Raw genomic sequence first — 25,708 nt, forward strand, 5'->3', positions numbered from 1 at the left:
GATCAAGGTCGGCAACGCGACACCCGCTCCGGCGCGTCGATGGGCAGCGGACGCGCGTCGATGGGTTCAATCGATCCATGGACTACTACCTGCTCGCCGGAGACGGGATCCTGGTCGAGGAGTTCGCCTACGGCGACGACCATGTGACCGTGGGGCTCGGCGGCGCGATGTGGACCGCCGGCAGCGGTGGGTGGCGCGGCGCCGGATCGTTCGGCAAGGCTTTGCGTACGGACGAGCACCTGCTCGCCACGGTCACGCCGGTCACCCGGGACCGGGCTGCCCAGGTCTACCGGGGGCTCGCCGGCCGGCCGCTGCCCGCCGAGGAGTCGCTGCGCGGGCACTTCGGGGAGTGGGTGCGCTTCGCGACGACGGCGCCGTTGCGGCTGAGCGTGGACGACACCCCGGACGGGTTCGCCGAGAGGCGCGTCTACCGGGTGCTGTTCGCCAAGGAACTGCGCGACAACCACCTGGCCGACCTGAACGACACCTGGCCGGGCGCCAGCAACGGCGGCATCCCGGGCGGCCGCGGACGGGCCGGCAACGACCTGTTCGCCTGGAACCTGCGCCGGGTCGGCAGCGGCCTCGCCTGGGGCCTGGACGTGACGGTCCTGCTGGCCGGCGACAGCCCGGAAGTGGTCGGCGACGTCCTCCGCAAACTCACCGCGGACGTCCGGCGGCGCGGCCTGGTCCCGCTGACCACCGAACGCTTCGCCTGACCTCAGCCGGCCGGGCGCAGTGCCGCCGCCCCGCCTGACTCAGCCGGGTGGGCTCAGTGCCGTCGCTCCGCCTGACTGAGGCGGCCGGGCGCAGTACCGCCGCTTCGCCTACTCAAGCGGCCGGGTGCGGGGCCGCCTCCTCCCGTGACTCACCCGGCCCGGTGCAGTGCCGCCCTCAGCCCTGGTGGCGGGTGGCTGAACAGGCCGACCGTCGTCCGCCTTCTCGTGCGCCTCGCTGTCCAGTTCGAGCACCGCGATCAACAGGTCGGCGGTCGTCGGCCAGTCGCGCGCCGCCCAACGGGCATACACGACGGCCCAGTCGGCATCGTCCTTGGCCGTCCGGAATGCGGTAGGCGAGTCAAGCGCGGGACTGCGCTCCGACACGGGGCGGGGCGCGGCAGCAAGCGCGGGCTCGAAATCAGGCGCCGGGCTGGCCACGAGCGCAGGCTCCGGATCAGGCGCCGAGCTGGCCACGAGGGGAGGGACCGAATGGGCGCTACGCCGCCTGCCGCGCCGGGACCCCGGGCCATCAATGAACGCGAATTCCCATTCCTGGTGCGGAGCCGCGCCCGCCGAACCGGCGTTATGGGGCCAGAAGCTCACGGGGAGCCGCGCGCCGGTAAACGGGCGTTCGGTGACCGGAAGCCTCGGCCCGACGCGGGCAGTCGGTCGTGACCGGCAGCGGCCCGAAGCCTGCTCGGCGGGGCCGTGCATTGGACGTACGAAATAAAATCGAAGCGAATCGTGAGTTGCCGCACGATGTATGTGCATCCTAGGAATCTAGGAGCTTGCTTTCCTGCCGGTATGACGGTTTAGGCTGGGCGCATGTCCGCGAGCGCCGCCCCCGTTGTCCACCTGGCCCGGCCGCACCGGCCGGTCGTCGTGGCCGGCACGCTCGCCGAATTGCGCGGTCCCACCTGCGGTCTGGTCGAGTTGCCGTTGCGGCTGTGGTGGCATCCGCAGCGCGCGTTCGATCTCGGGCAGCACACGATGCTCCTGTGGATGTATGAGAATGTGCTCCGCGAATCGATCCGGGTCGACGAGTTGCGCGCCTTTCTGGACGGCGCGACGCTGCTCCGGGTCTGGCCGGAGCTGAATCTGCCACGCGGCGTCCGGGCGGCGTGGGAGGCGCGCCATCCACGGTTGCGCGCTCGCCTCGCGGCGTGAATAGCCGGCCCATTCCGTGCCCACTCGACCCACCGCCGAGAATGGCCGGCCGCGCTCCACGACACGTGCCCGACACGGCGCGATAAGCCGGATGGACTCCACCCCATGCTCGCCGGCGGGCCGGAAACGCCGAATGCCCACCACTGGCTGCCCGGCTAAAGATGCGGCAATCTCGACCCACCCCGCCCGAAATCACCGGAAATAGCGTGACCAACCCTAGCGTCGACGACTTCTATCGCGAGGTCGCAAGGATTGCTCTGGCGGTCGCCGACAAGCACCGCTTCGTCCTCGGCGGCGGCGTGGCCTGGCTCGTCAACGGCCTGGTCGCCCGCCCCACCGAGGACATCGACCTGTTCACCGACACCGAGGGCGCGGTCCTCGCCGCGGCTGGCGAGGTGGTCGCCGCGCTGACCGAGGCCGGCTACCGGGTGGTCCGCGAGGAGGGCGACGAGCTGTTCGCCGGGATGGACGCCGACATCCAGGAGTTCCTCGTCGCGGGCGAGCACCGGGCGCTGCGGCTCACCCTGTGCCGGCTGGACCGCCAGCGCACGCCGGTCGTGATGGACCTGGGCCCGGTGATGCACCTCGACGACCTGGTCGCCACGAAGGTCGCGGCGCTGGTCACCCGCCGCGAGGTCCGCGACTACATCGACGTGGCCGCGGCGCTGGAGCGCTATCCGCTGGAGCGGGTTCTGGAGCTGGCCTACGCCGCGGACCCGGCGCTGGAGCCGGAGGAGATCGCCGACGCGGGACGCTACCTGGACCGGCTGGATGATGTCCGGTTCACCCTCTACGGCCTGGACGCCGAGAAGATCGCGCAGCTCAGGCAACGCCTCGCGGACTGGCCCAGGGCATAGCCTGCGCGCGCCAGAACGCGGGAGACGCGCGGCGAAAGGCGGAAGGCCGGAAGCGGGAAAACGGCTGGAACCCGACGACGGCCGCCGACGTCGAAGCGGCATGAACAAACGGTTGACCGCAGCGGCGATCGTCCTGGCCCTGGGCGTGGGCGGATGTGCCGATGCCGGCGGCGAGGGCACCACGGACGCCGGCAACCCCGCCGGCCCGCCGAGCGGCGCTCCCCAGGTGCACGAACGCTGGACGTCGTGCGCGACCGCCGGTGCGACGGACGGCTTCGACGCGACCGACCTGTCCCGGCTGGACGACAGCTTCACCCCGGCCGCGGCCGTCGTCTGCCTGACCAGTCCGCGGGAGCGGTTCGGGGGCGGCCATGACCTGGTGGCGACCGAGGCCCGGGCCACCGACCTCACCGAGCTGCTGGCCGCCCTGCGCCTGCCGGACGAGCCACGCACCGACCTGCCCTGCACGCTGGAGATGCCGTTCGTCCCGTGGCTGGCGCTGCTCGACGAGCACGGTCGCTGGGTGCGGCCGGGCGTCCCGGTCGACGCGTGCGGCAAGCCGCGTGCCGAGTTCCGCGTGGCGTACGCAAAACTGCACACCCGACCGGTGAGCAGCGAGGTCGTCCGGGACCTGGATCCTAACGGCGCGGCGGCGGCGGGTTGCGCGCCGGACTGGAAGGACGAGCTCACCGTGGCCCGGCGCACCGGCGGGGGCGCCGCCATCCCGGATCCGCTGCCGGACCCCGGCGCCACCGTCAAGCTCTGCCTCTACCAGGTTCCGGCCGATCAGCGCGGCAGCGATCTGCCGGTCGGCGCCTTCCAGTCCGGCCGGAGGCTGACACCGGCCCAGTGGACGGCGATCCGCGCCGAGCTGGCCGCCGCCGCACCCGGCACGCCTTGTGCCGAGCAGGCCACCCGATTCGCGGTCCTGCGCGCCGGCCCGGCCTGGACCGTTGTCGAAGCGGACGGCTGCCGCCAGGTGCTGCTGCCTCCCGGGGCGATCCGCCAGGGTTCAGCGGCGCTCGCGAAGGCCCTGTCCGGCTAGCCCGGCCACCGCGAGCACGCACAGCACTCCCCCGCTGACCAGCGCCACCGGCCCGGACGTCGCCCGGGCCACCAGCCCGGCCCGCAGGTTTCCCAGGTCCGGCCCGGCCTGCCCGACGATCTGCTCGGCGGCCGCCACCCGGCCGAGCAGCCCGGCCGGCGTGTTCAGCTGCACCACGGTCCCCCGGGAGACGACCGCCACGGTGTCCGCCGCACCGGCCAGCACCAGGCAGCCGAGGCCCAGCCACGGGCCGCCGGCCAGGCCGAACCCGGCGAGCGCCAGCCCCCACACCGCCGAGGCGCCGAACATCACCGGCTGCGGCCGGGGCAGCCGGGTGAACGTCCCGGACAGCAGCGACGCGATCAGCCCGCCGACCGCGATCGCGCTCAGGAACAGCCCGAAGGTGCGCGGGTCGTCGCCGAACCAGGTCGCGTTCATCAGCGCGAACAGGCTGATCGGCATGGCCAGCACGGTTGCCGCGAGGTCGGTGAGCAGGGCGGCGCGGACCACCCGGTGCCCGGCCAGGAAGCGCAGTCCCTCGGCCACCGCCTGTGGGCCGGAGGTGGTGCGCTCGCCGTCGGGCGGCAGCACCGGCAGGCCGAGCACGCCGAAGAAGGCCAGCCCGAACGTCGCGGTGTCGACCAGATAGCAGCCGCCCACCCCGAGCCGGCCGAGCAGCAGCCCGCCGACGGCCGGCCCGACCAGCATCGACGCCTGGAACGAGAGGTGGTCGAGCGCCAGGCCGGCGGCCAGTTCGTCGCGGTGCAGCAGGTGCGGCAGGTAGCTGCGCCCGACCGGTCCGCCGGCCGCGCCGAAGCAGGCCTGCGCCGCGACCAGCAGCAGCACCACCGGGACCGGAGCGGGTCCGAGGAAGCCCTGCACGGCGAGCAGGGCGGTGCAGCCCGCCGCTCCGGCGGTGGTGATCAGCGACAGCCGGCGCCGCTCGGTCCGGTCGGCGAGGGCGCCGGCGAACAGGCCGAACAGCACGATCGGCAGCGCCTGGGCGAACCCGACCGCGCCGGTCCAGATCGTGCTGTGGGTCTGCTGCCACACCTGGTACATCACCGCGACCACGGTCATCTGGCTGCCGAACCCGGAGCACGTCTTGCCGATCCACAGCCGCCGGAACGCCCGCGACGAGCGCAGCGGCCGCACGTCGAGCAGCGCGCCGGTCACCGCCACGCCGGGTCCTCGGCCAGCCGCTCGGCGATCCGGTCCCGGAAGCTCTTGCGCCGCAGCACCTCCTCGATGTCCCGGACCACCCGGGTCATCGGGTAGGGCAGTTCCGCCTCGATCTCGGCGACCGCCGCCTCGGTGGCCCGCCACTCCGCCGCGAGCCGCTCCACCACCGCCTCCGCCTTCTCGGTCAACACCACTTTCTTGGTACGCCCGTCCGCCCCCGCCGCCGTCCGCACCCACCCGGCCGCCCGCATCGCCGACACCTTCTGGCTGAGCGCCGAATGCGTCCGCCCGACCGCCACGGCCAGCTCGGTGATGGTCATCGGCCCGCGCGCGTGCAGCTTGATCAACTCCTTCACCCAGACGGGCTTCAGCCCCCCCAGATCCGCCTCGGCGTAGACCCGGGCGATGTCCGCGTCCAGCGCGGCCTGCAGATCCCACAGCGACCGCCAGACGGCGTGGTCGGTCGGGTCATCGAAGTCGGTCATCACGTCACTGTAACAGCACTTATATAAGCACTGTCACATCGACCCCGGATTTGACATCTACAAGTCAGTAGAAGAATGATGCGGGTTACGAACTTAGGTTTGGCTAACCTTTGGAGCTCCATGACCGCCATCTACCTCATCGGCCTCCGCGAGGGCCTGGAGATCACCCTCGTGGTCTCCATCCTCGTGGCCTTCCTGGTCAAGAGCGGCCGCACCGGCATGCTCCGCCTGGTCTGGGCCGGCGTCGCGCTGGCCGCCGCCATCGCGATCGGGTTCGCGGTGCTGCTGCAGCTCGGCATCACCCGGCTGAGCTCGACCAACCAGGAGCTGTTCGAGGCGATCGCCTCGTTCGTGGCGGTGGCCTTCGTCACCTGGATGATCTTCTGGATGCGGCGGATGGCCCGGTTCATGGGCCGCGAGCTGCGCGGCAAGATGGAGGCCGCGATCGAGGTCGGCCCGGCCGCGGTCGCCGGGGTGGCGTTCCTCGCGGTGATCCGCGAGGGCCTGGAGACCTCGATCCTGTTCTACGCGGCCGCCCAGGGCGCCGCGGACAGCGCCCGGCCGCTGATCGGGATCACTCTCGGTCTGCTCACCGCCGTGGTCCTCGGCTGGCTGCTCTACATCAGCGCGGTCCGGATCAACCTGTCCACGTTCTTCACCTGGACCGGCGCGCTGCTGGTGCTCGTCGCCGCGGGCATCTTCAAGTACGGCTTCCACGACCTGCAGGAGTCCAACGTCCTCGGCGGCCTGGACCACCACGCGTACGACGTGACCGGCGCCTTCCCGCCCGGGGCCTGGTATTCGGAGCTGCTCCGCGGCATGGTCAACTTCACGCCGGCGCCGACCGTGATCGAGACGGTCGCCTGGCTGGCGTACGGGATCCCGGTTCTCGTCCTCTTCCTCTGGCCGGCTCGCAAGCCGGCCCCCGCCCCCGCCACCACCGCCTCTTAGGAGTTCGATGCGCCCCGCACGCCTTATCACCGCCGGAGCCGCGGCCACCGCCGCCGCGCTGCTCCTGACCGCCTGCGGCGACAAGGACGCCGACACGCAGGCCGGCAGCGCCGCCGCCTCCGGCAAGATCACCGTTGCCGCCTCCGACACCGAGTGCAAGGTGGAGCGGACCAGCTCGAACGCGGGCACGGTCACGTTCAGCATCGCCAACAAGGGCACCAAGATCAACGAGTTCTACGTCTACGCGGCCGGCGACCGGATCATGGGCGAGGTGGAGAACATCGCCCCCGGCCTGTCCCGCGACCTGATCGTCGAACTGCCGGCCGGCACCTACGAGACCGCCTGCAAGCCCGGCATGATCGGCAAGGGGATCCGCGGCGCGTTCCAGGTCGAGGGCTCCGCCGCGCCGCTCACCGAGGACGCCAAGCTCGCCCAGGCCACCAAGGACTACCAGCGCTACGTGAAGAGCCAGACCAGCGCGCTGATCGAGCAGACCACCGCGTTCGTGACCGCGGTCAAGGCCGGCGACGTGGCGAAGGCGAAGAGCCTGTTCCCGATCGCCCGCACCTACTGGGAGCGGATCGAGCCGGTCGCGGAGAGCTTCGGCGACCTCGACCCGAAGATCGACGCCCGCGACGGTGACCTGGAGCCGGGTCAGGAGTGGACCGGCTTCCACAAGCTCGAGAAGGACCTCTGGGTCACCAAGGACGTCAGCAAGGACGGCCCGATCGCCGACCAGCTGCTCAAGGACGTGCAGACCATCGTGACCAAGGCGGAGACGGTCACCTTCTCCCCGGTCGAGCTGGCCAACGGCGCCAAGGGTCTGCTCGACGAGGTCGCCACCGGCAAGATCACCGGTGAGGAGGACCGATACTCGCACACCGACCTGTGGGACTTCGCGGCCAACATCGAGGGCTCCCAGGGCGCCATCCAGGCGCTCCGCCCGGCGCTGGAGGAGCGCGACCCGGCCCTGGTCAAGACCCTCGACGCGAACTTCGCCAAGGTCGAGGCCTCGCTCGAGAAGCACCGCGCCGGCGACGGCTGGAAGCTGCACAACCAGCTCACCCAGGCGGACCTCAAGGAGCTGAGCGACACCATCAACGCGCTCGCCGAGCCGATCTCCAAGGTCGCGGCGCTGGTCGCGGCCAAGAAGTAGAAGCAGTTCTCGGACATGGGTTTGCCGGGAGCGGACCAGTTCGCTCCCGGGTCTGGGTTTCGTGACCACCCGCGGACGTCGCCCTTTCGGGTCGGGCGTTCTGGACGCGTCAGCGGCCAGCCCGGCCCGGAAGGGTCCCTGGCGGGAGCGACGATCAGTGATCAGCGCGGATCCGAGTCAGCAAGATCTTGAATGATCTTCAGGGCGACGCAGGACTCGACACAAAATCCGCCTAAGTGCACGAAAGGCAGAAGATGGAACGGCGCAAGGTCCTCGGGCTGGCCGGCGCGGGCGTGGCCGGTGCGGCCGCTGTCGGCGCTGGTGCGCTGGCCCTGTCCCGCAACGACGCGACCACCAGCGTCGCGACCGAGCTGGTGTCCGACGCCGGCGGGGCGATCCCGTTCTATGGGGCTCGGCAGGCCGGGATCATCACGCCGGCGCAGGACCGGCTGCACTTCTGCGCGTTCGACGTGATCACCGACGACAAGGCCGCCCTGGTCGACATGCTGCAGGACTGGACCGCCGCGGCCGCCCGGATGACGCAGGGGCGGGACGCCGGCACGTTCGGCGCGGTCGGCGGTTCGCTGGAGGCGCCGCCGGACGACACCGGCGAGGCGCTCGGGCTGCCCGCGTCCGGGCTGACCCTGACCATCGGTTTCGGGCCCACGCTGTTCCGCGACGCGCGCGGCAAGGACCGCTTCGGGATCGCCGCGAAGCGTCCGGCCGCCCTCGCCGACCTGCCGAAATTCCCCCGCGACGTGCTCGAGGACGCGATCTCCGGCGGCGACATCGGCGTCCAGGCCTGCGCCCACGACCCGCAGGTCGCCGTGCACGCGATCCGCAATCTGGCCCGGATCGGCATGGGCAAGGTCTCGGTCCGCTGGTCCCAGCTCGGGTTCGGCCGCACCTCGTCGACCTCCACCAGCCAGGCCACCCCGCGCAACCTGTTCGGCTTCAAGGACGGCACCCGCAACCTGAAGGCCGAGGAGCCGGCCCTGCTCGACGAGCACCTGTGGGTCCAGCCCGGTGACGGCCCGGAGTGGATGACCGGCGGCTCCTACCTGGTCACCCGCAAGGTCCGGATGCTGGTCGAGACCTGGGACCGGTCCCCGCTCGCCGAGCAGCAGACCATCATCGGCCGGGACAAGGGCGAGGGCGCCCCGCTGACCGGCAAGCTGGAGCACGACGAGCCGGACTTCGCCGCGCAGGACGGCGAGGGCCAGCCGGTCATCCCGATGGACTCGCACCTGCGCCTGGCCCACCCGGACCAGAACGGCGGCGCCCGGATGCTGCGCCGCGGCTACAACTTCGTCGACGGCTCGGACGGTCTCGGCCGCCTGAACGCCGGCCTGTTCTTCATGGCCTACCAGCGCAACCCGCACAAGCAGTTCGTCCCGGTGCAGAACAGCCTGGCCAAGCTGGACGCCCTCAACGAGTACATCCGCCACGTCTCGAGCGCCGTGTTCGCCTGCCCGCCCGGGCTGCCCGCCGCCGACGACTACTGGGGCCGTTCCCTCTTCGCCTGACGCCCCGCCGAACCCGCTCGCAAGGCCCGCCCGGGGTCCGGGTGTACGCGCGGTCCCGGCCCCATCGGCTCGGCCGGCCGGAGGGCACGGGGGCGAGGGCGGCCGGTGAGCGGCCGGGTCAGCGGGTGACGGTGACCGGGGTGGTGACGGTGACCGGCTTGACGTCCGGGCTCTTCGCGACGGTGACCAGCTGGCCGGGGCCGCGGACCAGGCCCTTCGCCGTCACCGTGTAGGACAGCTTGCCGCCGGGCTGACCCGCGTCGCTGGTGACCCGCAGGTCGGACGGGGGCAGGGTGCCCTCGGGCAGCCGCACGCCCCGGGTGCCCTCGGCGTTCTCGGCGCCCACCACGAGCGGCCGGCCGGAGTCGGCGATGGTGTCGAACTTGTAGGCGAACTGGACGTCCTGGACCCCGTTGACCCCGATCCACGCCTGGAAGACCCGCGGCGTGCCGGTGCCGGCCACGTTCTCCTGCCACTCGATCACGAGCCAGTTCCAGACGCCGTCGGTGAGGACGTTGGCCATCGCCCCGGTCATCCCGGTGCCGTCCAGGTCGGTCCAGAACGGCGCGATCACGTTGTTCGGTGCCGCCGGGTCCGGCAGCGTACCGGGTCGGGCCTGGTCGGCGTCGCCACCGGAACCGCCGGGGAGCAGGTAGCCGTTCGACGAGATGCCGACCTTGCCGTAGGTCTTGCCGTTGTAGACGAACCCGGGCACGTCCAGGTTCGCGGTCTGCTCGTCGCCGAGCGGCAGGATGGTGTTCCCGCCGAACGCGGTCAGCGGGATGTACCCGAAGACGTGCCCCGGGTCGGGCGCGACCGACGACGGCCCGGCCGGCCGGGTGCCGGCCAGGGTCGCCTTCGGCGGATACGCCAGGAACGGGGTGAACAGCGACGCCCCGGACGCCGCGGTCATCGGCAGGTTCACCGAGGAGACCGTGCCCAGCTCGGCGGTGATCTCCGCGGCGCCGGTGTTCTCGGCGGTGACCGTGCAGGTGGTGAGCTGCTTGACGGCGACCGTCGCCGGGTCGCAGGCCTGGGTCACCGTGACCGGGCTGGCCGGCAGGGCGCCCGCCGCCGTGCTGCCGGCCGCCGCGGCGCTCCGGCTCTTCGCCGCCACCGGCGCGCTCGTGGTCAAGTGAATGCCGGCCGGGCGGAGCCTGCCGTGGTCCGGGGCCGCCTGGGCCGGCCCGGCGCAGACCGCCACCAGCATCGGCGGTACGAGCCCGGCAGCGGCCGCGGCCGCTTTCCAACTGGTGCGAGACATCGTGAATCCCTTCCGTGACGTGTCGGAACCTCGGCTACACGACGGGCCGGCGCGGCGCCGAGTACCGGGTGTCCGGAAGGCGTCAGACCAGCGGGATCAGGCCCGGGGAAGGAACCGGACCTCGGGGAAGTGCCGGCTCGGACCGTCGAGCAGGTGTCCCCGGCCGCGCAGATGAAGATCGAAGAAGGCTTTCGGGTACGCCCGCTGGATCCGCACCGCCCGGCCCGGGTCGAGCGTGCCGACCCAGTCCGCCAGGTCCTCGCCGCCCAGGCCGACCAACTCGGCGAGTTGCGGGACCAGCCACTGCTGGTCGTTGTACGACCCGTGCGCCGCCCCGTCGGCCCGCACCTCGAGCCGCCAGCCGCGCAGCATCGACCAGAACTCGGCGACGCTCGGCTCGGCGTCCCGCCCGTGCTCGGCCGTCATCAGCATGAACGGCCGGTCGAGCCCGGCCACGGGCGGCTGCGCCTGCATCTCGCCGTCGAAGCCGAGCCCCGCCCTGACCCGCCGGTCGACGTTCATCACCAGGGCCGTCGAGGTGGCGCCCTTCGACCAGCCGAACATGCCGATCCGGCGCAGGTCCAGCGCGGCGCCCAGCCCGGCCGGCAGGGGGCGGCCGTCGGCGTCGGGGTTGCGCCCGGCCGCGATGTCATCCAGCGCGTCGAGTGCGACCAGGACGTCCGCGGCCGAGTCCCACGGGGTGAACGACTCGGCGGTGGGCAGCGTGACCCGGCCGTCCGGGAACTGGCTGACCCCGTCGTAGGTGTGATCCACGGTGACCACGACGTACCCGTGGCTGGCCAGTTCCTGCACCACGATGGTGGTCTCGGCGCGACAGGAGTCGTTGCCGTGCGAGTACAGCACCACGGGCCGCCGGTCCCGGCCCCGCGCCACCGGTGCGCCCAGGTGTCCGGCGGTCCGCGGCGGCGCCACCTCGGCGGCGAGACCGACCCAGGCGAGCAGCTCGTGCCAGCCCGCGGCCGGCATCCAGTCGGCCACCGGGTGACGCCCGGCGCCGCGGCCGGCCGGATACCAGACGGAGGCCATCAGTTCCCGGCGGCCGCCGGTCTCCGGGTCGGGCCGCGACTTGTCGACGAGGTGCAGTTCCGCGGTCCCGACCCGGTGCGGCCCGGTCGGCCCGGGCAGGGTGATCCGCGCCGGCCCGCCCTCACCGGGCGACGGTGTCCGGGCCGGTGCGGCCGATCCGGGGCGGGCGGCCAGCGGCACGGCGAGTCCGGTGGCGACGGCGGAGGCGAGCAGGCTTCGACGACTGAGAATCGGATTCATGCCAACAGGTTTCCACAGCAAACCTGTTGGCGCTAGAGTGAGATCGTGGCGCTGCTCGGCGCCTCCGCAGGAGCGGCGAGGTGACACGGGGACGGCAGCGCCGCCGCAGGATCGATGCCGGCCCCGGGCACGGCGCGACCGCCCCGGGGCCCGGACGACGGCGGGGGCGGTTGACGTACCGGAAATGGGGGTGATCGCCGGCGAGAAAAGCCGGGGCGGTGGGTCAGCGGAGCGCGGCGTGGATCAGTTCGACCAGGTCGAGGGTGGCCTCGCCGGTCCAGATCACCGAGCTGAGCGCGACCGCCGCCGGGAGCAGGAGGAACAGCGGGGGCGCCGGGCGGGGCTGCGGGCGGAGGAGGTGGGCGACCCGTTTCGGGACGACGCCGCCCGGGACGGCGGCGTGCAGCGCGGCGGCGAACGGGCTGCCGGCACCGGCCAGGGCCGCGACGCCGATCGCGTGGGCCAGGGTCTTGCGGCTGCCGAGCGAGGCGGCGGCGCGCTCGTCGGCGGCGCGCTCGATCAGGTAGTCGACGTGTTTGCCGACCCACCACAGGGCCGGGTGGGCGGCGACCGCCAGCTCGGCCAGCCGCGCCAGGCGGTGGTGGTGCTCGGAGAGGTGGGCGTGCTCGTGGGCCAGCAACGCCTCGAACTGCGGGTCGGTGAGCAGGCCCCGCATGCCGGTGGTGACCACCACGTGACCCGGGTTGCCCGGGACGGCGAAGGCGCGCGGGGCGTCGTCGGGCAGCAGGACCAGGCCACCCGGGCCCGCGGCGGGGACCATGGCCAGCACCCGGCGCTGCCGGCGCCAGCGGAGCGTGACGGAGAGGATGACCGCGACCAGCAGGACCAGGCTGAGCCACGGGACCCACTCGACGCCGGCGGTGTCGGCGGCGACGACCGCGGCGGACCAGCCGAGCAGCCGGCCGACCGCGGGGACCTGGGCGAGGGCGTGCGCGGCCAGCAGGAGCAGGTTGATCGTGCTGGTGGCGGCGACGGTCACGGCGGACCAGGCGACCACGGACGCGGCCCGCCCCGGAGCCAGCCGGTCGGCGAGCAGGCGCACCACGAGCACGGCCAGCGGCGGAACGACCACCACCGACCACAAGAAATGATCGAACACCTAGGCACCTCCCCCGCCGATGTTCTCACCCCGGCCGGTGGACCTTTCGGCCCACTCCGCCCGGGCCCTTATTCCTCCCCGAGCTGCTCCAGGGCCCAGCGCGCCCACTCGCCCTGCGCCTGCGCCTGGAACCGGCCCAGTTCCATCGCCAGCCGACCGAAGCGCAGGCCGCCGCGCGGGTGCGTGTCGGCGTCGGCCGCCTCGGCGAGCGCCCGCAACTCCGCCGCGCGCTGCTCCGCCTCGGCCAGGTGCTCCCGGACGACCGCGCGGGCCTGCGCCGGCTCCAGCGCCGAGATCAGACAGAGCCGCAGCGCCTGCTCGTCCCGGACCGCCCGCGGTTTCGGCGGGGACATCAGCCACTCGCGCAGCGCGGCCCGCCCGGCGTCGGTGATCGCGTAGGTGCGGCGGCCCCGCGCGCCCTCCTCGGCGACCTCGATCAGGCCGTCCTCGGCGAGGCGGGCCAGCTCCGGGTAGATGTGGCTCTGCCGGGCCGTCCAGGCATAGCGCTGCAGCGAGCGCTCGAATCGCAGGGTCAGCGTGTAACCGCTGGCCGGCCCGTCCTCGAGCAGGCCCAGCATGGCGAACCGCAGTGACAACTTCGTGCTCCCCTCTAGACACCTCCAATCGTACAGGTACGTTTGTAGCTATGGACGCTGTGGACGTACTGATCGCCGGTGCCGGTCCGACCGGCCTGACCCTGGCCTGCGACCTCGCCCGGCAGGGTGTCGCGTGCCGGATCGTCGACCAGTCCGCGGGGCCGGGCGGGGGCGGGCGCGGGTTCAGCCTCAAGCCGCGGTCGCTGGCCGCCTTCGACGACCTCGGGCTGGCCGCGGCGGTCACCACGGCCGGGTCGGTGGAGCGGCGCACCCGGTTCCACCAGGGCACCCGCCGGCTGTTCCAGCTGGACACGCCGCCCGCCCCGGTGACCGGGACGGAGCCGTACCCGAATGTGGTCGCCCTCCCCCAGTGGCGCACCGAGGAGCTCCTCCGGGACCGGCTGGCCGAGCTGGGCGGCAAGGTGGAATTCGGCCGGCGGGTGACCGGGGTGGCCGGCGGCGAGGTGACGCTCGCGGACGGCGAGCGGGTGCGGGCCCGCTTCGTGGTCGGCGCGGACGGCGGGCGCAGCACGGTCCGGCGGCTGCTCGACGTGCCCTTCACCGGGCGGACCGACCAGGACACCCGGGCGATGATCAGCGACGTGCGGCTGACCGGGCTGGACCCGGCGGGCGGGGTGAGCATGTGGCTGTCGGCGGACCGGGGTGTCGCGGTGGCCCGGCCGGTGGCGGACACCGGGGTGTGGCAGGTGGTGACCTCGCTGGGGCCGCACCTGGCCGGCGACCAGGAGACGCTGCAGCGCCTGCTGGTCGAGCGTTCCGGGCTGCCCGGGCTGCGGATCACCGAGGTGCTCTGGCACTCGGTGTGGCGGTACAACGTGCGGATCGCCGAACGGTTCCGGGTCGGCCCGGTGTTCCTGGCCGGGGACGCGGCGCACGTGCACAGCCCGTTCGGCGGGCACGGGATGAACACCGGGATCCAGGACGCGTACAACCTGGGGTGGAAGCTCGGCATGGTGATCCGGGGGCTGCTGCCGGAGCGGGTGCTGGAGTCGTACGAGGCGGAGCGCATGCCGGTGGCCCGCGCCATTCTCGCGGACAGTGACCAGCGGATGAGCGGCATGATGCGGTGGCGGTTCGCGCGGCCGCTGGCCGGGCCGCTGCTGAAGAGAGGCTTCGCCCGGCAGCAGCGGGTCACCCGGCGCGATCATCCGGTCTATCCGGCCGGACCGCTGATCGGCGACGGCGGCGGTCAACCGGCGCCGGACGGATCGCTGCCGACCGGGGCGCGGCTGTTCGACCTGTTCCGCGGCTCGCACTTCACCGTGCTCGGGCCCGGGGCGGTGCCCGGGCTCGATCCGGATCTCGTCCACGTGCACCGGGTCGGCGGGGACTTCCGGGTGGTCCGGCCGGACGGCTACCTGGCGCTGACCGCGCGGACGCCGGGGCCGGTCCGCGACTACTTCGACCGCCTCACCGTCGCGCGCTCAGTGCCTGTCTCGCTACTTCAAGGTCGGATTAGGGGCGGTTCTACGCTCGCGGAATGAGCGGTGTGAAGCGCGCTGCCCGGGGCTGGTTGTCGCTGGTCCCACAGCCGACCGGTACGGCAGAGAGGCCGTCGCCGCGGCGGTGCCCGGTCTGTGGTGACCGGTTGCCGGTCACGGCCCGGCCGTCTACGGTGTTCTGCTCGCCGGCGTGCCGAGCTCGGCATTGGCGTGCGGTCCGGCGGAGCCGGGCCCGGATCGTTGCAGACCGTCTACGGGTTCTTCGCTCGCTGGGCCAAGAACGGCGTCCTCGACTAGCTGCGGCGCCGCATCCGCGTCGACGCCGGCCGGTGCCCCCGCCCAGTCACCGCCATCATGGACTCCCAGAGCGTGAAAGCCGCCGCGACCGTCAGCCGAGACACCTGGGCAAACATCACCCTCATGACCCGCCGAATCACCCGCGCGGATGCCAGGCGGGCCGCCCTGCCCAAGCTCAGCGCCGCCTGACCACCAGGGTCGGCGTCACCGCGGGCGCAGGTCGTTGACTATCTCGTTGAGGGCGGCGATCAACTCAGAGGAATGCGCGGTCAAGTCGGCCTCGTCATCGATCAGGCCGTCGACGTACATGAGCACGCTGATGCTCGCGTTGCCCGAAGTGGCGTATGCCCGCACCAGCGGACGATTGGCGCCCTTGCTGCTGCCGTCGAGAACCGCCAGGCCGCCGTCGCCGATTCCGGACAGTGGCACAACGAGGTGGCCAGCCATTTTCGAAACTCTCACGGTCTGCTCCAGGCCACTTCGATGATCAGCGCCGGGATCTGCCCGGTCGATGTCAACCGTGGCGGATCTAACCCTGCCGTCATAGGTCCAGACTCGCTGGAACTGGGCGTCGTTGTCGAATCCGTTCATGGAAGCCAGCGGCCCGGTCGTCACGCGCTTCGAGCCGGAGAACTCCGGACCGCTGCCGACTACCGAATACCAAGGCGGTCCGGCCTGGGCACTGGCGGCTGCAGGTGAGGCAGCCGAAGAGGACATACTGCTATTTACTGACTCGACGGACACGGTGGGTGCCGCACTGCCGCCATGGCCTTCAGGGCCTGCACCTTGCCCGCAGCCAGCCATCGCGACCATTAACATGACTCCCGCCCACAGCCAGCGCATACAGGACCCATCCTTCGGAGACTGCGCGATCTTTCCATAGCCCCGGCTGCAGAACCGCATGCAGGGGCTGTAGCAACTCGGGTAGCAGGCACGCAACGGCGGCTTGCAAGCTAACCACCATCGCGCCCAGCGAGCACTGCGGTCAGGTCGCGCCGCTGCGGCTCAGGGTAGGTAGCCCGCCCGCGGTGAACCGAACGCCTTGTCATCTTGACGGCTGCCTATCAACCAGCTTCGCGCGTTCGGATGGGCGTTACCGTGACGGTGATACGAACGCCTGGGAGGGATCCCGGAAGGCCAATGGTCGCACTAGCTGCAGAAACAGGTTGCGAGACAGCCACTAGACTCCCGACCGCCACCTACCGCTGGCTTCGAGCGCAGGGTGGTCCGGCATCCTGGGGACGTGACAGATCCGGATCGCTTCCTCACGTTCGAGCACGGGTACCGAGATGGGCTGCACTCCTACACGGTTGCCGTCGATGAGTCGGATCTGCCTGTCCCGGTTTGGCCGGGTTTGCAGAAGCGGGACTCCTACCCAGACGATCTCCACCTGAATCCGTGGCACCGTCACGGAATCAACAACTGCCACGGGGAGTCTCTAGCGGTCTGGCGCGCGTTGGCTTGGGCGTTGACCGAGGGTCGGAGCCGATATGCCATTCCCTGTTACTACCGTGACGAGGTGGCGCAGTGCCTCGGCGTCGACCGCGAGGCCATGCAGCTGATTCGATGGGAGTACGAGGTTGACGTTGAGCTGCCGGACTGGGGAACCGCTGACTACGGGTTCGTCCCTGCTCGCACCAACGGCTTCCTGCGTCCGGCCGCGGACACCTGGGACATAGACCACGTCGGATTCGCTGGCCTATTCGAGGTGAAGAGCTTCCGGCGGTTCACCGACATCGACCGCGTGATCGCGGGCGATAACGCATCCGAACTCACGGTGTTCGCCCTCCACCATTCAGGCAGGCGAGACATCTTGGTCGCAGCGCTCAACCAGAGTGACCGCCCCCGTCTGGCCACACTCCTGGAGCCCGGCGAAATCTTCGTCGATATGGCGGTGGTCCGCGAAAGTGGTGCCGGTGCCAGGAGCTACCTCACCGTCAAGGCGCCCGAAGAGACCCGCCAGGTCGATCAACTGGCTGAACACTTCAGTCAAGCGTTTCGTCGCTACCTGGACCTCGTCGGTCAGATCCAAACGTTGAACGACTTTCATGCCGCAATCGATGGCCTGCTCGCCCCACCTCATGCCGTCGGCCTCCACCAAGGCTGATGACCGCTTGCCGGGACGCCAGTCTCCGGCGTTCGGATCGGCGTCACGGTGACGCCGATCCGAACGCCGGGAACGGAGCTCGGTAGTTCATGGTGAGCGCTAGCTGCGAAAACAGGTTGAGAGACAGCCACTAAGCCTGTTCTTTAACCTCGAGCGCGTGTTGGGCTCTTCCTGGTCGTGCCGTTGCCTACGCTCGCCATGTGGAGACGATCGTGGCCACAGGAACATGGATGTACGACGGCGTCGCGCCCACGACGGTCCGCGTGGTCATGCTCGACTACGACTTTTGGCACGCCCTCGGAGAAGCCGAAGATGACCTGGACGTGGACGAGTCTCCGGAGCTGAACGCCGACGGGCGCCTCTACTACGTGCGGCATCGACCAGGGTGGCCCGACGGAGAACGCACCTTCTGGCCGGACTCTCAAGGTTTCGACACCCTGGAGGAGGCGGTCGCCGCCGCGGAGTCGGCCGTGCCTGGCCCCATCCGGTGGCAGTAGGTCGGGGTGGGTCGCCTCGCCACTGGGCAGCCATCTCGAAAGGCTGGCGGTTGAATCTTGAGTCTTCTTCTGTCTGACACTCGTTGTAGTGACCGTGGCAGATGAGGTCCGGGCAGCCGGTGTCCTGTCGGGATTCCGGGATGAGTTCTACCGCTGCTTGAGCACGCGGTCGGACGCGTTGTTCGAGCTGGCCGACGCGGTGTTGTGCACGGATGGTCCAGTCAAGACGTTGGTCGATCTGACGCTGGCGGCCGAGCACCGGCGTGGCCACGGCGCGTTGTATGACGCGCTCAACCAGGGCCGCATCGATGTGGGACGGCTGCGGCGGGCGCTGACGGCGCAGCCGCTGCCGCGGTTCAGTGATGATCGGATCGTTCTGGCTGTCGATGTGTCACCGTGGCTGCGCTCCGACGCGGCGTGCAGCCCGGACCTGTTGTTCTGCCACGTATACGGGCGCGCCAAGAGTGCTGCGCAGTTCATCCCCGGCTGGCCGTATTCGTTCGTCGTGGCGCTGGAACCCGGCCGGACGTCGTGGACAGCGATGCTGGACGTGGTCCGCCTCGGCCCTGCCGACGACGCCACGGCTGTCACCGCGACGCAGTTGCGTGAAGTGGTCGACCGGCTGATCGGCTGCGGCCAGCAGCAACCCGGTGACCCGGGCATCCTGATCGTCTGCGATGCCGGCTACGACGTGACCCGCCTGGCCTGGGTACTGCGTGATCTGCCAGTCGAGGTGGCCGGGCGTATCCGCGCCGACCGGGTTCTGCGGCTACCAGCCCCGCTGTACGAGCACCCTCCGCACGGCGGCCGTCCACCCAAGCACGGCGGCGAGTTCGACCTGAAGGAGCCTGACTCCTGGCCCGAGCCGGCCGTGACCACGATCAACGAAACAGCAAGCTACGGCAAAGCCGAAACCCGGGCCTGGGATGCTCACGGAACCCTGCCAACACATCGATCGCTTCCGCCCTGTCGGTCACGACCGCCACAACGAGCGTCGATAGGTGCCCGATGCGCTCATCCTCACCGGATGGCGCTCGGTTACCGTCGGCCAGACCGGAGGTGGTCCCTACGAACACGCTCAACTGCCGATGAGTACGCGCCCCGAGCTTCCGCCGCGACTCCACGCGACCAGTACGGCGGGCCCACCGTTCGGCCTGAAGCTATCAGCATTGCTCGGATCGAGGCCGCTGCCGTCGATGGGGATGGTCGTGGAGTCCGCTGTCTCGCCTAACCGAGGAACTATACGGTTCCTCCCCGAAACGGGCATTTCCAGCCTGTGGTGGTTTACCGCCTGGGTGGGGTGCTACATCTACTTCACCGCCACGGCTGATCCAGCACCCTCTTGCGAGGGTTCGGAATGCTTCAGCGCGCGCGAATGGGCGCTGGCCGGAGTGATCCTCCTGGGCGCCCCGCTGGCCATGGCGGGCGCTGTCATCAGCTCGGCCGCCATCGCAATCCTCAGGACCACCGTCAAACGGCCGCGATGGCCGACGGGCGTGGTCGGCACGGCCGTCACCTGGATCGCCTGGTTGCTGATCATTGCGCTCTGGACTGCCCGCCGCGCAATCGGCTGACGCACCCGCCTGAGCGGACGGCCCGCCTCTTCATCCGGATCTGCCGCCGAGAAGGCGCACTTGGCCCGGTCTTTGCCCGCGCACGGCGCGTCGGCCGGCATTCGCTGTAGTCGCCGTCGGCGACGGAGCCGGCGCTCCGCCGGAGGACCGGCTGGGGTAGTCGAGGTTAAATGACAAGCTCAGCGGGAGCGGGGACGTGAGCGCTGGGCGGGAGCGCTGGGCGTACCGTCAAGCGGGTCAGCGGCCGGCGACGGATCGGCGGACCGCGACCGGGAGGACGCAGCCCGTCAGGGCGAGGATCGCGCCCAGGAGAAACCAGCCGGGCCGCCCCCAGCCGAGACAGAGCCAGATCACCAGGGCCGGCCCGAAGGTGTCGGCCAGGCCCGCGCCGAGACCGAAAACGCCCAGGTACTGCCCGGTCGCGTGGGCCGGCGCGAGCGCGAACGACACCTCGAAACCGCCGGCCGAGTTCCACAGCTGGCCGACCGCGTGGATCATCACGGCGACGATCAGGATCGCGGCGGCCACCGCGGCGGGCGGGCCGGCCGCGAGCGGGATCAGCGAACAGGACAGCAGGAAGGCCAGCCCGGCCCGGCGGTAGGCGCGGCCACCGGCGGCCGGCGAGTCGACGCCGCGGCTCGCCCGGACCTGGAAGAGCACCACGATCCCGGTCGCGGTCGCCATGGTCACCGAGACCAGCCAGCGGGGCGCCGCGGTGAACCCGATCAGCCACAGCGGCATGGCCACGGTCAGCACCTTGAACTGGATCGCCATCACCCCGTCGAGCACGGTGAGCAGCAGATAACGCCGGTCCCGCAGCGCGATCCACCGCCGGCCCGCCGGCGCCAGCGGCTCGACCCCCGGCACCAGCGTCAGGATCGCCGCCGCGACCAGCGAGGCCGCCACCATGCCCAGGACCAGATTCCGGTACGCCGTGAGCGTCCCCACCTGCACCGCCCACCCGGCAAGCGGCGCCCCGATCGCGATTCCCAGATTGGTGACCGCCCGCAGATACCCGCGGAACTCCTGCGGCCGGTCCCCGCCGTAGTGCCGGATCAGCGGAGTCCGGGCGGCGAACCCGGCCGTCTTCGCCGACGCCGCGAGGCAGACCACCACCAGAAACGTCGGGAAATCCCCGGTCAGCAGGAACGCCCCGTCCGCGACCGCCTGGGCCAGCAGGGTGCCCAGATAGACGCCCCGGGCGCCGACCCGGTCCGCGAGATGACCGATCATGATCCCGGCGGCCAGCGACCCCACTCCGGCCACGCCCAGCCCCAGCCCGACCTGCGCGGCGGGCAGACCGACCGCCTCGGTGAAGTAGAGCACCCCGGCGGTCAGGTAGAGCCCGCTGCCGACGGTGAAGGCGAGGTTGGCGGCGGCCAGCGCCCGCTGCGGTCCCCTCACCGGACTTCACAGCTCGGCTCGATATGGTTCACCGCGTGACGGAAGCACGCGGCCGCCGCCGGCCCGGTCAGCTGGAGACCGAGATCATGACCGTGCTCGGCGCGGCGGAGCGTCCCCTCACTCCGGGCGAGGTGCGTGACCTGCTCGACCCGACCGGCGAGCTGTCCTACAGCACCGTGGTGACCACGCTGACCCGGCTCTACGAGAAGGGTTCGGCGTCCCGGCACCGCGACGGCCGCGCCTTCCGCTACGGCGCGCCGGACGGCCCGGCCGGCCTGGTCGCCGACCGGATGACCCGGCTGCTCGCCGTCGAAGCGGATCGGGCCTCGGTGCTGCGCCGCTTCGTCGGCAATCTGGACGCCCACGACGAGCAGCTGCTGCGGGACCTGCTCAGCGAGTGATCGACGGCGGCTTCGACCGCACCGTGATCGAGGAGAACCAGGCGTCGACCGCGACGCGCACCTCCGGTGTGCCGGGCAGCCGCGGCACCGGCGCCAGCCGCAGGTCGTGCGAGCTGAACGCGTTGGTGCCGGTCAGGTCCACCTCGACGCCCTCCGGCACGATCACGGTCAGCTCGCCGAACCAGCTCCGGCCGATGATCTCGATGACCGGCGCGTCGGTCAGCACCTCACGCAGATCCAGCTCGGTGGAGCCGAACACGGTGAGCAACCGGACCACCCGGTCACGCAGCCGCCAGCGGCCGCCCCGCTTCGCCGAGCTGAAGACGGTCACCACCTTGTCGACCGTGCGGGCCGACCCGACGATCGGCTGCGGCGCCAGGCCCTCGGACGCCTTGGCCAGCTCGGCGTCGGTCTCGGCGGCCCAGACCGCGCCGACCCGGACGCTGAACTCCTCCAGGGTGAGCCGGCCCTCCCCGCACGCCCGCTGCAGCATCTCGGCCACTCGTTCACGGTCGCCGTCGGAGGCCGGCGCCGGCACAGGAAGTCCCACGGCCGAGACCCTACCGGCTCCCCTTGACGCGAGGTTGCCCGCGAAATGACAGACTTGCAGGATCATGACGCTGACCGATCGCCTTCCCGGCACCGCTGAACCCGACGCCGTCTTCGAAGCCTTCCAGGCCTGGGTGGAGGAGCAGGGCCTGACCCTGTACCCGCACCAGGAGGAGTCGCTGATCGAGATCGCGACCGGCGCCAACGTCATCCTGAACACCCCGACCGGCTCCGGGAAGAGCCTGGTCGCCGCCGGCGCCCACTTCGCCGCCCTGGCCGACGGCCGCACCACCTTCTACACCGCGCCGATCAAGGCGCTGGTCAGCGAGAAGTTCTTCGCGCTCTGCGAGATCTTCGGCGCGCACAACGTCGGCATGCTGACCGGCGACGCCAGCGTGAACGCGGACGCCCCGATCATCTGCTGCACCGCCGAGATCCTGGCGAACCTGGCGCTGCGCGAGGGCGCCGACGCCGACGTCGGCCAGGTGGTGATGGACGAGTTCCACTTCTACGCCGAGCCGGATCGCGGCTGGGCCTGGCAGGTGCCGCTGATCGAGCTGCCGCAGGCCCAGTTCGTGCTGATGTCGGCGACGCTCGGCGACGTCACCCGGTTCGTCGACGACCTGACCCGGCGCACCGGCCGGAGCACCGCCGTGGTCAGCAACGCGGAGCGCCCGGTCCCGCTGATCTTCAGCTACGCGATGACGCCGCTGCACGAGACGATCGAGGAGCTGCTCGCCACCAAGCAGGCGCCGGTCTACATCGTGCACTTCACCCAGGTGGCCGCGCTGGAACGGGCCCAGTCGCTGATGAGCATCAACATGAGCACCCGCGAGGAGAAGGACAAGATCGCGGCGGCGATCGGCAGTTTCCGGTTCACCGCCGGTTTCGGGCGCACGCTGTCGCGCCTGGTCCGGCACGGGATCGGCGTGCACCACGCGGGCATGCTGCCGAAATACCGCCGGCTCGTGGAGACGCTCGCCCAGGCCGGCCTGCTCAAGGTGATCTGCGGGACGGACACCCTCGGCGTCGGCATCAACGTGCCGATCCGGACCGTGCTGTTCACCGGCCTGTCGAAGTACGACGGGGTGAAGACCCGGCTGCTCAAGGCCCGCGAGTTCCACCAGATCGCCGGCCGGGCCGGCCGCGCCGGCTTCGACACGCTGGGCACCGTGATCGTCCAGGCGCCGGATCACGTGATCGACAACGAGCGCGCCCTGGCGAAAGCCGGCGACGACCCGAAGAAGCGGCGCAAGGTGGTCCGGAAGAAGCCGCCGGAGGGTCAGGTCGGCTACGGCCGGCCGACCTTCGACCGGCTGATCGAGGCCGAGCCGGAGCCGCTCACCTCGTCGTTCCAGGTGTCGCACGCGATGCTGCTGAACGTGCTGGCCCGCGGCGGTGACCCGTTCGCGGCGATGAAGCACCTGCTCACCGACAACCACGAGGACCCGGCCCAGCAGCGCAAGCACATCCGCCGGGCGATCGCGATCGCCCGCGCGCTGATCGCCGGCGGGGTCATCGAGCGCACCGACGCCGGGGTCTACAAGCTGGTCGACGACCTACAGCTGGACTTCGCGCTGAACCAGGCGCTGTCCCCGTTCGCGCTGGCCTGCCTGGAGCTGCTGGACAAGGAGGCGCCGGAGTACCCGCTGGACGTCGTCTCGGTGATCGAGTCGACCCTGGAGGATCCGCGCCAGGTGGTCTCGGCGCAGCGGCAGAAGGCGCGCGGCGAGGCGGTCAACGCCATGAAGGCCGAGGGGATCGAGTACGAGCAGCGGATGGAGCTGCTCGAGGAGGTCACCTGGCCGCAGCCGCTGCGGGAGCTGCTGGAGGCGGCGTACGAGACGTACCGCCGCGGCCACCCGTGGGTCGGTGACTACGAGATCAAGCCGAAGTCCGTGGTCCGCGACATGTACGAGCGGGCGATGACGTTCACCGAGTACATCTCGTTCTACGGCCTGTCCCGCTCCGAGGGCCTGGTCCTGCGCTACCTCGCCGACGCGTACCGGGCGTTGCGCCAGACCGTCCCGGAGGACGCCCGCACCGAGGAGCTCGGCGACCTGATCGAGTGGCTCGGCGAGCTGGTCCGCCAGGTCGACTCCAGCCTGCTCGACGAGTGGGAGCGGCTGCGGAACCCGGGCGCGGTCGTCGAGGAGGTCCGGATCGACGACAAGCCGCCCGCGGTCACCCGCAACGTGCGCGCGTTCAAGGTGCTGGTCCGCAACGCGATGTTCCGCCGGGTCGAGCTGGCCGCGCTGGGCCGCTACGACGAGTTGGGCGAGCTGGACGGCGAGTCGGGCTGGACCGCGGAGCGCTGGCGCAAGGCCATCGACGAGTACTTCGACGAGTACGACGAGCTGGGCACCGGCCCGGCGGCGCGCGGCCCGGCGTTCCTGCACATCGACGCGGGTCCGGCGGTGTGGACGGTCCGCCAGGTCTTCGAGGACCCGGAGGGCGACCACGACTGGGGCATCGACGCGACGGTCGACCTGGCCGCCTCCGACGAGGCGGGCAGCGCGGCGATCACCATTCTCGCGGTCGGCCCGCACTAGAACCCCTTTTCAGTACGGCCGCAGCGCCGTGGTACCGGCATGTACCACCGGGAGTCCGTGCCGGTTCTACCGTCGGGGCATGACGCCACGACCGACGCCGGACCCGACCATCGGGGACCGCATCCGGGACCGCCGCCTGCGCCGCGGCTGGAGCATCCGGTACTCCGCCAGCCGCGCCGGCGTCTCGCACGCCACCTGGAGCCGGATCGAACGGGGGCTGCAGGCGGCGGACAACCGGTTCGTGCTGGCCGAGATGGCCGCGGCCCTGGAGTGCTCGCCCGCCGAGCTCGCCGGGACCGCGGTGCCGGCCGGTGACCGCGCCGCGGTGGCCGCGCACGCCGCCGTCCACGGCATCCGCCAGGCCCTCGTCGACCTGGACCTCTCCGCTCCGCCCCCGCCCTCGGCGGACCCATCGCCCGCGGGACCGCCTCTCGCGGATCTGGCGCGGACCGTGGCGCTGGTCGACGACCTGCGCCGGTCGTGCGACTACGCGGGAGCCGGCCGGCTGATCCCGGAGCTGCTGCGCGGCCTGCACCCGGCGACCGCCCGGCCGTCGCGGGCCGCCACCGGCGAGGACCGGGCCCGCGCGCTGCGGCTGCTCTGCGACGTCACCTTCATCGCCTCCTCGGTGCTGCGCAATCTGGGCCACCCGGCCGACGCCTGGCTGGGCGCGGAACGCTGCCGGGACGCCGCCGACGCGACCGAGGACCCGGTCATGCGGGGGTACGCCGCGTACGCCCGGGCCAGCGCGGCCGGCGCCTGCGGCTCCTACGACCGTGGCTACGCCCTGGCGGAACGGGCCGTCGACGCGCTGAGCCCGCACGCCGCCCGCCCGGGCGCCGCCGAGATGCTCGGTTCGCTGCAGCTGATCTGCGCCTACACCAGCCGGGGCCGGCGCCGGCCGGACGACAGCCGGGCCTGGTGCGCCGAGGCCGCCGAGCTGGCCCGGCAGACCGGGGAGACCACGACGCTGGGCCTGTACTTCGGCCCGACCAACATCGACTTCTGGCGGATCGGCATCGAGACCGACGGCGACGACCCGGGCCGGGCCGCCCGGATCGCCCAGGACACCGACCCGGCGGCGCTGCCGGTCGGTTTCCGCCAGGTGTTCTATTACGCCGACACCGCGCGGGCCCTGGCCCGGCTGCGCGGCCGTGACCGGGAGGCGATCCGCTTCCTGCTCACCGCCGAACGGGTGGCCCCCCAGCACGTCCACACGTCGTCGCTGGTCCAGGAAACCGCCCGGGCCCTCCTCGACCGCTCCCGCCGCCAGGCCGGCGGCACCGAGCTACGAGCCCTCTGCGAACGCCTCCACCTCACCTGACCTCCCCGCCCTCGCCAACCTCCCGAACCACCCCGAGCGCCACACCGCCACCCACCACGGTCCGCGGCGCGGGTCCCGGCTCACCGGCTGGGCCTCATGGGTGTCTCACGGTCCGTGAGACACCCATGAGGCCCAGCCGGGACCCGCGCCGCGGGGGGGCAGGGCGGGCGTCGCGGCTGTGGGGTTTC

General features: G+C 71.6%; 24 protein-coding genes. 15 read left to right on the forward strand and 9 right to left on the reverse strand.

Annotation, left to right across the window (positions count from 1 at the left end; genetic code table 11):
* Positions 1 to 77: 77 nt before the first annotated feature.
* From BJY16_RS34875 to BJY16_RS34890, 4 genes are all read left to right on the forward strand, one after another.
* A complete protein-coding gene (locus BJY16_RS34875) occupies positions 78 to 716 on the forward strand; it encodes a hypothetical protein (protein ID WP_185043806.1) in 639 nt (212 codons plus the stop codon).
* A gap of 825 nt (positions 717 to 1,541) precedes the next feature.
* Positions 1,542 to 1,883, forward strand: coding sequence for a hypothetical protein (locus BJY16_RS34880; protein ID WP_185043807.1), 342 nt, complete (start codon positions 1,542 to 1,544; stop codon positions 1,881 to 1,883).
* Between the two features lie 161 nt (positions 1,884 to 2,044).
* A complete protein-coding gene (locus BJY16_RS34885; RefSeq protein WP_185043808.1) occupies positions 2,045 to 2,740 on the forward strand; it encodes a nucleotidyl transferase AbiEii/AbiGii toxin family protein in 696 nt (231 codons plus the stop codon).
* Positions 2,741 to 2,840: 100 nt separating this feature from the next.
* Positions 2,841 to 3,785: a hypothetical protein gene (locus BJY16_RS34890; protein WP_185043809.1), complete on the forward strand. Its 945-nt coding sequence runs from the start codon at positions 2,841 to 2,843 to the stop codon at positions 3,783 to 3,785.
* On the opposite strand, the gene BJY16_RS34895 is transcribed toward BJY16_RS34890, so the two are convergent.
* Together BJY16_RS34895 and BJY16_RS34900 are read right to left on the reverse strand one after the other, a co-directional pair.
* Entirely contained in the window at positions 3,753 to 4,967 is a 1,215-nt protein-coding gene (locus BJY16_RS34895) for an MFS transporter (protein WP_185043810.1), read from the reverse strand. The two genes, BJY16_RS34890 and BJY16_RS34895, sit on opposite strands and share 33 nt — an antisense overlap.
* A complete protein-coding gene (locus BJY16_RS34900) occupies positions 4,958 to 5,452 on the reverse strand; it encodes a MarR family winged helix-turn-helix transcriptional regulator (RefSeq protein WP_185043811.1) in 495 nt (164 codons plus the stop codon). The genes BJY16_RS34895 and BJY16_RS34900 overlap by 10 nt, the downstream gene beginning before the upstream one ends.
* Before the next feature lie 120 nt (positions 5,453 to 5,572).
* Between BJY16_RS34900 and efeU the strand changes: the two genes are divergently transcribed.
* From efeU to efeB, 3 genes are all read left to right on the forward strand, one after another.
* Complete coding sequence (gene efeU, locus BJY16_RS34905) at positions 5,573 to 6,403, forward strand: iron uptake transporter permease EfeU (RefSeq protein WP_185043812.1); 831 nt, start codon at positions 5,573 to 5,575, stop codon at positions 6,401 to 6,403.
* Between the two features lie 7 nt (positions 6,404 to 6,410).
* Positions 6,411 to 7,559: an iron uptake system protein EfeO gene (efeO, locus tag BJY16_RS34910; RefSeq protein WP_185043813.1), complete on the forward strand. Its 1,149-nt coding sequence runs from the start codon at positions 6,411 to 6,413 to the stop codon at positions 7,557 to 7,559.
* Between the two features lie 254 nt (positions 7,560 to 7,813).
* Positions 7,814 to 9,085, forward strand: coding sequence for an iron uptake transporter deferrochelatase/peroxidase subunit (gene efeB, locus BJY16_RS34915; RefSeq protein WP_185043814.1), 1,272 nt, complete (start codon positions 7,814 to 7,816; stop codon positions 9,083 to 9,085).
* Between the two features lie 118 nt (positions 9,086 to 9,203).
* Here the strand turns inward: efeB and BJY16_RS34920 are convergent, their stop codons facing one another.
* The 4 genes from BJY16_RS34920 to BJY16_RS34935 all read right to left on the reverse strand — a co-directional run bounded on the left by BJY16_RS34920 (position 9,204) and on the right by BJY16_RS34935 (position 13,352).
* Positions 9,204 to 10,349 (reverse strand): NIDO-like domain-containing protein, encoded by a 1,146-nt coding sequence (locus BJY16_RS34920; protein WP_185043815.1) that lies wholly within the window; start codon positions 10,347 to 10,349, stop codon positions 9,204 to 9,206.
* Positions 10,350 to 10,445: 96 nt separating this feature from the next.
* Complete coding sequence (locus BJY16_RS34925) at positions 10,446 to 11,636, reverse strand: alpha/beta hydrolase family protein (RefSeq protein WP_185043816.1); 1,191 nt, start codon at positions 11,634 to 11,636, stop codon at positions 10,446 to 10,448.
* A 223-nt stretch (positions 11,637 to 11,859) separates the two neighbouring features.
* Positions 11,860 to 12,756: a M48 family metalloprotease gene (locus BJY16_RS34930; RefSeq protein ID WP_185043817.1), complete on the reverse strand. Its 897-nt coding sequence runs from the start codon at positions 12,754 to 12,756 to the stop codon at positions 11,860 to 11,862.
* Between the two features lie 68 nt (positions 12,757 to 12,824).
* Positions 12,825 to 13,352, reverse strand: coding sequence for a PadR family transcriptional regulator (locus tag BJY16_RS34935; protein ID WP_185043818.1), 528 nt, complete (start codon positions 13,350 to 13,352; stop codon positions 12,825 to 12,827).
* Between the two features lie 50 nt (positions 13,353 to 13,402).
* Here BJY16_RS34935 and BJY16_RS34940 point away from each other — a divergent pair, with 50 nt between their 5' ends.
* Positions 13,403 to 14,857, forward strand: a complete 1,455-nt coding sequence (locus tag BJY16_RS34940) for an FAD-dependent monooxygenase (RefSeq protein WP_185043819.1) — start codon at positions 13,403 to 13,405, stop codon at positions 14,855 to 14,857.
* A 459-nt stretch (positions 14,858 to 15,316) separates the two neighbouring features.
* Here BJY16_RS34940 and BJY16_RS34945 read toward each other — a convergent pair whose 3' ends face one another.
* Positions 15,317 to 15,955: a hypothetical protein gene (locus tag BJY16_RS34945; RefSeq protein ID WP_185043820.1), complete on the reverse strand. Its 639-nt coding sequence runs from the start codon at positions 15,953 to 15,955 to the stop codon at positions 15,317 to 15,319.
* Between the two features lie 400 nt (positions 15,956 to 16,355).
* Here BJY16_RS34945 and BJY16_RS34950 point away from each other — a divergent pair, with 400 nt between their 5' ends.
* The 4 genes from BJY16_RS34950 (at position 16,356) to BJY16_RS34965 (ending at position 19,290) form a co-directional block, all read left to right on the forward strand.
* On the forward strand, positions 16,356 to 17,219 hold the full coding sequence (locus BJY16_RS34950; protein ID WP_239177923.1) for a hypothetical protein: 864 nt from the start codon (positions 16,356 to 16,358) through the stop codon (positions 17,217 to 17,219).
* 200 nt (positions 17,220 to 17,419) lie between these two features.
* On the forward strand, positions 17,420 to 17,716 hold the full coding sequence (locus BJY16_RS34955; RefSeq protein ID WP_185043822.1) for a hypothetical protein: 297 nt from the start codon (positions 17,420 to 17,422) through the stop codon (positions 17,714 to 17,716).
* Between the two features lie 88 nt (positions 17,717 to 17,804).
* Positions 17,805 to 18,947 carry a transposase gene (locus BJY16_RS34960; RefSeq protein WP_239177922.1) on the forward strand — a complete coding sequence of 381 codons (1,143 nt, stop codon included), beginning with the start codon at positions 17,805 to 17,807 and terminating at the stop codon, positions 18,945 to 18,947.
* Positions 18,925 to 19,290, forward strand: a complete 366-nt coding sequence (locus BJY16_RS34965) for a hypothetical protein (RefSeq protein WP_185043823.1) — start codon at positions 18,925 to 18,927, stop codon at positions 19,288 to 19,290. The genes BJY16_RS34960 and BJY16_RS34965 overlap by 23 nt, the downstream gene beginning before the upstream one ends.
* 237 nt (positions 19,291 to 19,527) lie before the next feature.
* Here BJY16_RS34965 and BJY16_RS34970 read toward each other — a convergent pair whose 3' ends face one another.
* Positions 19,528 to 20,694, reverse strand: a complete 1,167-nt coding sequence (locus BJY16_RS34970; RefSeq protein WP_185043824.1) for an MFS transporter — start codon at positions 20,692 to 20,694, stop codon at positions 19,528 to 19,530.
* Between the two features lie 35 nt (positions 20,695 to 20,729).
* Between BJY16_RS34970 and BJY16_RS34975 the strand changes: the two genes are divergently transcribed.
* A complete protein-coding gene (locus BJY16_RS34975; RefSeq protein ID WP_239177921.1) occupies positions 20,730 to 21,095 on the forward strand; it encodes a BlaI/MecI/CopY family transcriptional regulator in 366 nt (121 codons plus the stop codon).
* Here the strand turns inward: BJY16_RS34975 and BJY16_RS34980 are convergent.
* Entirely contained in the window at positions 21,085 to 21,645 is a 561-nt protein-coding gene (locus tag BJY16_RS34980; RefSeq protein ID WP_239177920.1) for a DUF1707 SHOCT-like domain-containing protein, read from the reverse strand. The two genes, BJY16_RS34975 and BJY16_RS34980, sit on opposite strands and share 11 nt — an antisense overlap.
* A gap of 64 nt (positions 21,646 to 21,709) precedes the next feature.
* Between BJY16_RS34980 and BJY16_RS34985 the strand changes: the two genes are divergently transcribed.
* Both BJY16_RS34985 and BJY16_RS34990 read left to right on the forward strand, forming a co-directional pair.
* A complete protein-coding gene (locus BJY16_RS34985; RefSeq protein WP_185043826.1) occupies positions 21,710 to 24,196 on the forward strand; it encodes a DEAD/DEAH box helicase in 2,487 nt (828 codons plus the stop codon).
* A 79-nt stretch (positions 24,197 to 24,275) separates the two neighbouring features.
* Positions 24,276 to 25,520: a helix-turn-helix domain-containing protein gene (locus tag BJY16_RS34990; protein WP_185043827.1), complete on the forward strand. Its 1,245-nt coding sequence runs from the start codon at positions 24,276 to 24,278 to the stop codon at positions 25,518 to 25,520.
* The last annotated feature ends 188 nt before the right edge of the window (positions 25,521 to 25,708 follow it).

Source organism: Actinoplanes octamycinicus, assembly GCF_014205225.1.
In the GTDB taxonomy this organism is placed as follows: Bacteria; Actinomycetota; Actinomycetes; order Mycobacteriales; family Micromonosporaceae; genus Actinoplanes; species Actinoplanes octamycinicus.